Consider the following 8663-nt stretch of genomic DNA (forward strand, 5'->3'; position numbering starts at 1 on the left):
GTGCGCGAGGCGGACACGTGGGGGCGGTGGGGTGCGGGAATCGGTTGCCGCCGAACCCTCACCCCCCGCCGCCCGACGCCGTCATACTGACGGCAGGCCGTGCGCGCACCGCGCCGGCCGCCCCCACAGCACGACCCGACACCCGCCCCCCTCCGATCAGGATGCGGAGTCCGTGGCATGACCGTCTGCCTGCTCCTGCTGAGCGTCGTCGCCCTGACGGCCGCCGTGCCGGCACCCCGCGCGCTGACCCGCGCCGCCTGGCCCGAGCGGGAACCGGTCGTCGCGCTGTGGGTGTGGCAGTGCCTGGTCGCGACCGTTCTGCTGTGCTGCCTGACCGCCCTCGTCCTGGGGGCCGCGGCCGTCTTCCACACCGTCCGCGACCGGGTCTTCGCCCCCGCGCCGCCCGCGGTGACCGCCGCCTACGACCTGTCGGCCACCCCGCTCTGGTCGGCCGCCCTCACCCTGCTGCTGGCCTGCGGCGCCGCCTGGACCGCGGCGATGCTCGCACGGGAGGTGGCCGAGGCGCGCCGGCGCCGCGGCCGGGCCCGTGCGCACCTGCGTGAACGCGCCCCCGACCTGCCCGCGGGCCTGCCGCCCGCCCGCGGCCCCCTGCTGGTGCTGGAGGACGAGTACCCCGACGCCTGGTGGATGCCCGGCCATCCGCCGCAGCTCGTGGTCACCACCGGCGCCCTGCACCGTCTCACCGGCCATCAGCTCGACGCGGTGCTCGCCCACGAACGCGGTCACGCCCGCGCCCACCACGACTGGCTGCTGCATCTGTCGACGGCCCTGGCGACCGGCTTCCCGCGTGTGCCGCTGTTCGCCCACTTCTGCGACCAGACCCACCGGCTGGTCGAACTGGCCGCGGACGACACGGCGTCACGCCGCTACGGCCATCTGACCACGGCCCTGGCCCTGATCGAGCTCAACCAGCACCGCGGGGTCCTCTCCTGCGCCTCCAGCCACCGCCTGCTCGGCGAGCGCGTGGACCGCCTCCTGGAACCCCCGCCCCGCCTGGGCCGCCGGCACCGCGCCCTGACGACGACAGCGGCGGCGCTGGTGCCCCTGCTGCCCCTGCTGATCACCTTCGCTCCCGGGCTGACGGCACTGGGCTGACGGTCCTGGACTGGCGGGGCTCGGACGCTGACGGTCCTGGACTGACAGGGCTCGGACAGAGGGGGTCGGCCGGCGCCCTCGGGCTTGCTGCGGGCGGGACGGAGAAGACGCCGTGGACGCCTCAGGCCGTCCCGGCGGTGGTCATATCCAGTCGTCCGGCCCGCCGGGCTCGCCCGGCTCCGGCTCGGACTCCGGCCAGTCCTCGTCCGCCGTCAGGGGGGACCTGCGGGCGGTTGCCCGGTCCGGACCGTCGCCGGGCGAGCCGGACTCGGGCGGGCCTTCCCCGGAGGGGCCTTCCCCGGACGGGCCGTTCAGCGACTCCAGGACTTCCAGCACCCCTTCCCCGTACGTCGCGAGCTTCTTCTCGCCGACGCCGCCGACCGAGCCCAGCTGTGCCACCGACGTGGGCCAGACCGAGACGATCTCCCGGAGCGTGGCGTCGTGGAAGATGACGTACGCCGGGACGCCCTGTTCGCGGGCCTGTTCGGCGCGCCAGGCGCGCAGGGCCTCGAAGGCGGGCAGGAGTGCCTCGGGCAGCTCGGCCGCGGCCGTCTTCGGCTTGCGGTCGGAGCGGGTGGCCGATCCCCGCGACGCGGTCAGCTTCTTCGGCTCCTTGCGCAGCGGCACCTCCCGCTCCCGCCGCAGCACCGAGGCGCTCGCGTCGGTCAGCACCAGCGTGCCGTACTCCCCCTCGACCGCGAGCAGCCCCTGCGCCAGGAGCTGACGCACCACGCCCCGCCACTCGCCCTCGGTCTGCTCCTCACCGATGCCGAACACGGACAGCTGGTCGTGGTCGAACTGGATCACCCGGCCGGTGCGCTTGCCGAGGAGGATGTCGATGATCTGGCCCGCGCCGAACTTCTGGCCCCGCTCCCGTTGCAGCCGTACCACCGTCGACAGCACCTTCTGGGCCGCGACCGTGCCGTCCCAGGTCTCCGGCGGTGTCAGGCAACTGTCGCAGTTGCCGCAGCCCGCCGGGTCCGGGTCCTGGCCGAAGTAGGCGAGCAGCTGGCCGCGACGGCACCGCACCGTCTCGCACAGCGCGAGCATCGAGTCGAGGTGGGCCGCGGCCCGGCGGCGGAACGCCTCGTCGCCCTCGCCGGACTGGATCAGCTTGCGCTGCTGGATGACGTCGTTCAGCCCGTACGCCATCCAGGCCGTGGAGGGCAGTCCGTCACGGCCGGCGCGGCCGGTCTCCTGGTAGTACCCCTCGACCGACTTCGGCAGGTCCAGGTGGGCGACGAAGCGGACGTCCGGCTTGTCGATGCCCATGCCGAAGGCGATCGTGGCGACCACGACCAGGCCGTCCTCGCGCAGGAAGCGGGACTGGTGCGCCGCGCGGGTGCCCGCGTCGAGGCCCGCGTGGTAGGGGACCGCCTCGATGCCGTTGGCGGTGAGGAACGCGGCCGTCTTGTCCACCGAGTTGCGCGACAGGCAGTACACGATGCCCGCGTCGCCCGGGTGCTCCTCGCGCAGGAAGCTCAGCAGCTGCTTCCTGGGGTCCGTCTTGCCGACGATGCGGTACTGGATGTTGGGCCGGTCGAAGCTCGCCACGAAGTGACGGGCCCGCGGCATGTTCAGCCGCTGGGTGATCTCCTCGTGCGTCGCGTGGGTGGCGGTCGCGGTGAGCGCGATCCGCGGGACGTCCGGCCAGCGCTCGCCGAGCAGCGACAGGGCGAGGTAGTCGGGGCGGAAGTCGTGGCCCCACTGGGAGACGCAGTGGGCCTCGTCGATCGCGAAGACCGCGATCTTGCCCCGGGACAGCAGATCCAGCGTGGCGTCCACGCGCAGGCGCTCCGGGGCGAGATAGAGCAGGTCGAGCTCGCCGGCCAGGAACTCCGCCTCCACCACGCGCCGCTCGTCGAAGTCCTGGGTGGAGTTGATGAACCCGGCGCGCACGCCCAGCGCCCGCAGTGCGTCCACCTGGTCCTGCATCAGCGCGATCAGCGGCGAGACCACGATGCCCGTGCCGGGTCTGACCAGGGCCGGGATCTGGTAGCAGAGCGACTTGCCGCCGCCGGTGGGCATGAGCACGACGGCGTCGCCGCCCGCCACCACGTGTTCGACGACCGCTTCCTGCTCGCCCCGGAAGGCCTCGTATCCGAAGACACGATGCAGCGCGGCCAGCGCTTCACTCTGCGTCACTGGCATCTCGGTGATACCGCCCGTCCCGCCCATCGTCTCGTCCCCCGCACGTCGTCCCTCGACCACAGCCTCCACCATAGGGGCCGACACCGACAGCACCGGAGTTTTCCACAGGCCCGCTCGATGCTCGCGCTGTACACCCGCACACGCCACTGCCCGGCACCTGAGGGAGGTGCCGGGCAGAGTGCTGGGTGAGGGGTGGCTCAGCGGACGAAGACTCCTGCCTGGCTCGCCAGGTCCAGGAAGTACTGCGGGGCCACACCGAGTACGAGGGTGACCACCACGCCGAAGCCGATCGCGGTCATCGTCAGGGGTGACGGGACGGCGACCGTCGGGCCCTCGGGCCGCGGCTCGCTGAAGAACATCAGTACGATCACCCGGATGTAGAAGAACGCCGCGATCGCCGACGAGATCACACCGATCACGACCAGCGGGGCCGCGCCACCCTCGGCCGCCGCCTTGAACACGGCGAACTTCCCGGCGAAGCCGGAGGTCAGCGGAATGCCGGCGAAGGCCAGCAGGAACACCGCGAACACCGCCGCCACCAGCGGCGAGCGGCGGCCGAGACCGGCCCACTTGGACAGGTGCGTCGCCTCGCCGCCCGCGTCGCGCACCAGCGTCACCACGGCGAAGGCGCCGATGGTCACGAAGGAGTACGCGGCCAGGTAGAACAGGACGGAGGAGACACCGTCCTTCGAGGTCGCGATGACACCGGCGAGGATGAAGCCCGCGTGCGCGATCGACGAGTACGCCAGCAGCCGCTTGATGTCGGTCTGCGTGATCGCGACGATCGCACCCACCAGCATGGTGACGATCGCGACGCCCCACATGACCGGCCGCCAGTCCCAGCGCATGCCCGGCAGCACCACGTACAGCAGCCGCAGCAGCGCGCCGAAGGCCGCCACCTTGGTCGCCGCCGCCATGAACCCGGTCACCGGGGTCGGAGCGCCCTGGTAGACGTCGGGCGTCCACATGTGGAACGGCACCGCGCCCACCTTGAACAGCAGGCCCATCACGATCATGGCCGCACCGACGAGCAGCAGCGCGTCGTTGCCCATGGTGTTCGCCAGCGCCGGGTCGACGCTCGCCACGTTCCCGTCGACGACCTGCGCGATCGTCGCGTACGACACCGAGCCCGCGTACCCGTACAGCAGCGCGATGCCGAACAGCGTGAACGCGGAGGCGAAGGCGCCGAGCAGGAAGTACTTGACCGCGGCCTCCTGCGAGAGCAGCCGCTTGCGGCGCGCCAGCGCGCACAGCAGGTACAGCGGCAGCGAGAAGACCTCCAGGGCCACGAACAGGGTCAGCAGGTCGTTGGCCGAGGGGAAGACCAGCATTCCGGCGACGGCGAAGAGGAGGAGCGGGAACGCCTCGGTGGTGGTGAATCCGGCCTTCACCGCGGCCTTCTCGCTGTCGCTGCCCGGCACGGACGCGGCCTGCGCGGCGAAGGAGTCGACCCGGTTGCCGTGCGCGACCGGGTCCAGCCGCCGCTCGGCGAAGGTGAACAGGCCCACCAGGCCCGCCAGCAGGATGGTGCCCTGCAGGAAGAGCGACGGGCCGTCGACCGCGATGGCACCCATCGCCGCGATGTGCGCCTTGGTGGTGCCGTATCCGCCGGCCGCCAGCGCGATCACCGCGGCGAAGGCGGCGGCGAGCGCGACGGCGGAGACGAACAGCTGGGCGAAATAACGCGACTTGCGCGGGACGAAGGCCTCGACCAGCACCCCGATGATCGCCGCGCCCACGACGATCAGGGTGGGCGAGAGCTGCCCGTATTCGATCTTCGGCGCGTCGATCTTCGAGATCGGGTCGGCCGCGGTTGTCCACAGGCTGTGGACGGCTGCTGCGCTCACTTGGCCGCCTCCACCTCGGGCTTGGGGTCGGTCTGGTGTACGTCCGACATGGTCTGCTTGACCGCCGGATTGACGATGTCCGTGACGGGCTTCGGGTAGACGCCCAGGAAGATCAACAGCACGATCAGCGGGGCGACCACCACCAGCTCCCGCACCCGCAGGTCCGGCATCGCGGAGACCTCCGGCTTCACCGGGCCGGTCATCGTCCGCTGGTAGAGGACGAGGGTGTACAGCGCGGCGAGCACGATGCCGAAGGTGGCGATGATCCCGATCACCGGGTAGCGGGTGAACGTGCCCACCAGCACCAGGAACTCACTGACGAACGGCGCCAGACCCGGCAGCGACAGGGTCGCCAGACCGCCGATCAGGAAGGTGCCGGCGAGTACCGGGGCGACCTTCTGCACGCCGCCGTAGTCGGCGATGAGCCGGGAGCCGCGCCGGGAGATCAGGAATCCGGCGACCAGCATCAGCGCGGCCGTCGAGATGCCGTGGTTGACCATGTAGAGCGTCGCCCCGGACTGGCCCTGGCTGGTCATCGCGAAGATGCCCATGATGATGAAGCCGAAGTGCGAGATCGACGCGTACGCCACCAGGCGCTTGATGTCCCGCTGGCCCACCGCGAGCAGCGCCCCGTAGACGATGCTGACGAGCGCCAGGACGAGGATGACGGGCGTCGCCCACTTGCTGGCCTCCGGGAAGAGCTGGAGGCAGAAGCGGAGCATCGCGAACGTGCCCACCTTGTCGACGACCGCCGTGATGAGCACGGCGACCGGCGCCGTGGACTCCTGCATGGCGTTGGGCAGCCAGGTGTGCAGCGGCCACAGCGGCGCCTTCACCGCGAAGGCGAAGAAGAAGCCGAGGAACAGCCAGCGCTCGGTGCTGGTCGCCATGTGCAGCGAGCCGTTGGCGCGGGCCTGCACGATCTCGGTGAGCGAGAAGTTCCCGGCCACCACGTACAGGCCGATCACCGCGGCCAGCATGATCAGACCGCCGACCAGGTTGTAGAGGAGGAACTTGACCGCCGCGTACGACCGCTGCGTCGCCGCCGCCTCCTCGCCCCGCGCCGCGGTAGTGGCAGATCGATACGAGCCGTGGGCACGGTCGCCGAAGCCGCCGATGAGGAAGTACATCGGGATGAGCATGGCTTCGAAGAAGATGTAGAAGAGGAAGACGTCGGTGGCCTCGAAGGAGAGGATCACCATCGCCTCCACGGCGAGGATGAGAGCGAAGTAGCCCTGAGTCGGCCGCCAACGCCTGTTGCCCGTCTCTTCGGGGTCCGCGTCGTGCCAGCCCGCGAGGATCACGAACGGCATCAGCAGGGCGGTCAGCGCGATGAGCGCCACCGCGATGCCGTCCACGCCCAGCTCGTACCTCACCCCGAAGGCCGCGATCCACGCGTGGGACTCGGTGAGCTGGTAGCGGGCGCCGCCCGGGTCGAAGCGGACCAGGACCGTGGCGGCCAGCGCGAGCGTGGCGAGGGAGACGACCAGCGCCAGCCACTTGGCGGCGGTGCGCCGCGCGGCCGGGACGGCGGCCGTGGCGAGCGCCCCGATGGCCGGGAGCACCGCCGTCGCTGTCAGCAGAGGAAAGGACATCGGTATCAGACCGCCCTCATCAGCAGGGTCGCGGCGACGAGGAGTGCCGCACCGCCGAACATCGAGACCGCGTAGGAGCGCGCGAAGCCGTTCTGCAGCCGGCGCATCCGTCCGGACAGGCCGCCGACCGAGGCCGCCGTGCCGTTGACGACTCCGTCGACCAGGGTGTGGTCGACGTACACCAGGGACCGCGTCAGGTGCTCGCCGCCGCGGACGAGGACGACGTGGTTGAAGTCGTCCTGGAGAAGGTCGCGCCGGGCGGCCCGGGTGAGCAGCGACCCGCGCGGGGCGACGGCCGGGACCGGCTTGCGGCCGTACTGGGCGTAGGCGATGGCGACGCCGACGACCAGGCAGACCACGGTGGCGCCGGTGACGGTCAGGGCACTGACGGGCGAGTTCCCCTCGCTGTGCCCGGTGACCGGCTCCAGCCAGTGCAGGAAGCGGTCGCCGAGGTGGAAGAAGAAGCCGGCGAAGACCGATCCCACGGCCAGCACGATCATGGGGATCGTCATGACCTTGGGCGACTCGTGCGGGTGGGGTACGGCGTGGTCGCCGTGTTCCTCGGCCGCGGGTTCCACCCCGGGCTCGGCCGGGGACGGGGTCGGCCGGTTCCTCCAGCGCTCCTCCCCGAAGAAGGTCATCAGCATCACGCGCGTCATGTAGTACGCGGTGATGGCCGCGCCGAGGAGGGCCGTGCCGCCGAGGACCCAGCCCTGGGTGCCGCCCTTGGCGAAGGCCGCCTCGATGATCGCGTCCTTGGAGTAGAAGCCGGACAGGAACGGGAAGCCGATGATGGCGAGGTAGCCGAGGCCGAAGGTGATGAACGTGATCGGCATGTACTTGCGCAGGCCGCCGTAACGGCGCATGTCCACCTCGTCGTTCATGCCGTGCATGACCGAACCGGCGCCGAGGAACAGCCCGGCCTTGAAGAAGCCGTGCGTCACCAGGTGCATGATCGCGAAGACGTAACCGATGGGGCCGAGGCCCGCGGCGAGCACCATGTAGCCGATCTGCGACATGGTCGAGCCGGCCAGCGCCTTCTTGATGTCGTCCTTCGCGCAACCGACGATCGCACCGAACAGGAGCGTGACGGCGCCGACGACGGTGACGACGAGCTGTGCGTCGGGGGCGAGGTTGAAGATCGCGGCGGAGCGGACGATCAGGTAGACGCCCGCGGTCACCATGGTCGCCGCGTGGATGAGGGCGGAGACCGGGGTCGGGCCCTCCATCGCGTCCCCGAGCCAGGACTGCAGCGGCACCTGGGCGGACTTGCCGCAGGCGGCGAGCAGCAGCATCAGGCCGATGGCGGTGAGCCTTCCCTCGGAGGTGTCGCCGGCGTGGCTGAACACCGGCCCGAAGGCGAAGGACCCGAACGTCGTGAACATCAGCATGATCGCGATCGACAGGCCCATGTCGCCGACGCGGTTGACCAGGAAGGCCTTCTTCGCCGCGGTGGCCGCGCTGGGCTTGTGCTGCCAGAAGCCGATCAGCAGGTAGGAGGCGAGACCGACGCCCTCCCAGCCGACGTACAGCAGGAGGTAGTTGTCGGCGAGGACGAGCAGCAGCATCGCCGCGAGGAAGAGGTTCAGATAGCCGAAGAAGCGGCGGCGGCGCTCGTCGTGCTCCATGTACCCGACCGAGTACAGGTGGATCAGCGAGCCGACGCCGGTGATCAGCAGCACGAACGTCATCGACAGCTGGTCGAGGCGGAAGGTGACGTCCGCCTGGAAGCTCTCGACGGGGATCCAGGTGAAGAGGTGCTGGATCAGGGTGCGGTGCTCGGGGTCCTTGCCGAGCAGGTCGGCGAAGAGGACCAGGCCGATCACGAAGGAGGCGGCCGACAGGAGCGTGCCGAGCCAGTGGCCCACGGCGTCGAGACGCCGGCCGCCGACCAGGAGGACGGCCGCTCCGAGCAGGGGCGCCGCGATGAGCAGCGCAATCAGGTTGTCCACGA

5 protein-coding genes are annotated in these 8663 nt (G+C 70.8%); 1 reads left to right on the plus strand and 4 read right to left on the minus strand.

From position 1 onward, the window contains the following. Positions 1 to 177: 177 nt before the first annotated feature. On the plus strand, positions 178 to 1116 hold the full coding sequence (locus ACIQ9G_RS14005) for a M56 family metallopeptidase (protein ID WP_403608675.1): 939 nt from the start codon (positions 178 to 180) through the stop codon (positions 1114 to 1116). A 141-nt stretch (positions 1117 to 1257) separates the two neighbouring features. Here ACIQ9G_RS14005 and recQ read toward each other — a convergent pair whose 3' ends face one another. The 4 genes from recQ to nuoL form a co-directional block, all read right to left on the minus strand. Next, positions 1258 to 3294: a DNA helicase RecQ gene (gene recQ, locus ACIQ9G_RS14010; RefSeq protein ID WP_403608836.1), complete on the minus strand. Its 2037-nt coding sequence runs from the start codon at positions 3292 to 3294 to the stop codon at positions 1258 to 1260. Positions 3295 to 3464: 170 nt separating this feature from the next. Then, positions 3465 to 5114, minus strand: coding sequence for an NADH-quinone oxidoreductase subunit NuoN (gene nuoN / locus ACIQ9G_RS14015; protein WP_403608676.1), 1650 nt, complete (start codon positions 5112 to 5114; stop codon positions 3465 to 3467). Beyond that, the gene (locus tag ACIQ9G_RS14020; RefSeq protein ID WP_403608677.1) at positions 5111 to 6709 is read right to left on the minus strand and encodes an NADH-quinone oxidoreductase subunit M; all 1599 of its coding nucleotides are present in this window, start codon (positions 6707 to 6709) and stop codon (positions 5111 to 5113) included. The genes nuoN and ACIQ9G_RS14020 overlap by 4 nt, the downstream gene beginning before the upstream one ends. Before the next feature lie 5 nt (positions 6710 to 6714). Beyond that, complete coding sequence (nuoL, locus tag ACIQ9G_RS14025; RefSeq protein ID WP_403608678.1) at positions 6715 to 8661, minus strand: NADH-quinone oxidoreductase subunit L; 1947 nt, start codon at positions 8659 to 8661, stop codon at positions 6715 to 6717. Positions 8662 to 8663: the final 2 nt, after the last annotated feature.

Origin of the sequence: Streptomyces sp. NPDC096152 (genome assembly GCF_044763235.1) — a bacterium.
In the GTDB taxonomy this organism is placed as follows: domain Bacteria; phylum Actinomycetota; class Actinomycetes; order Streptomycetales; family Streptomycetaceae; genus Streptomyces.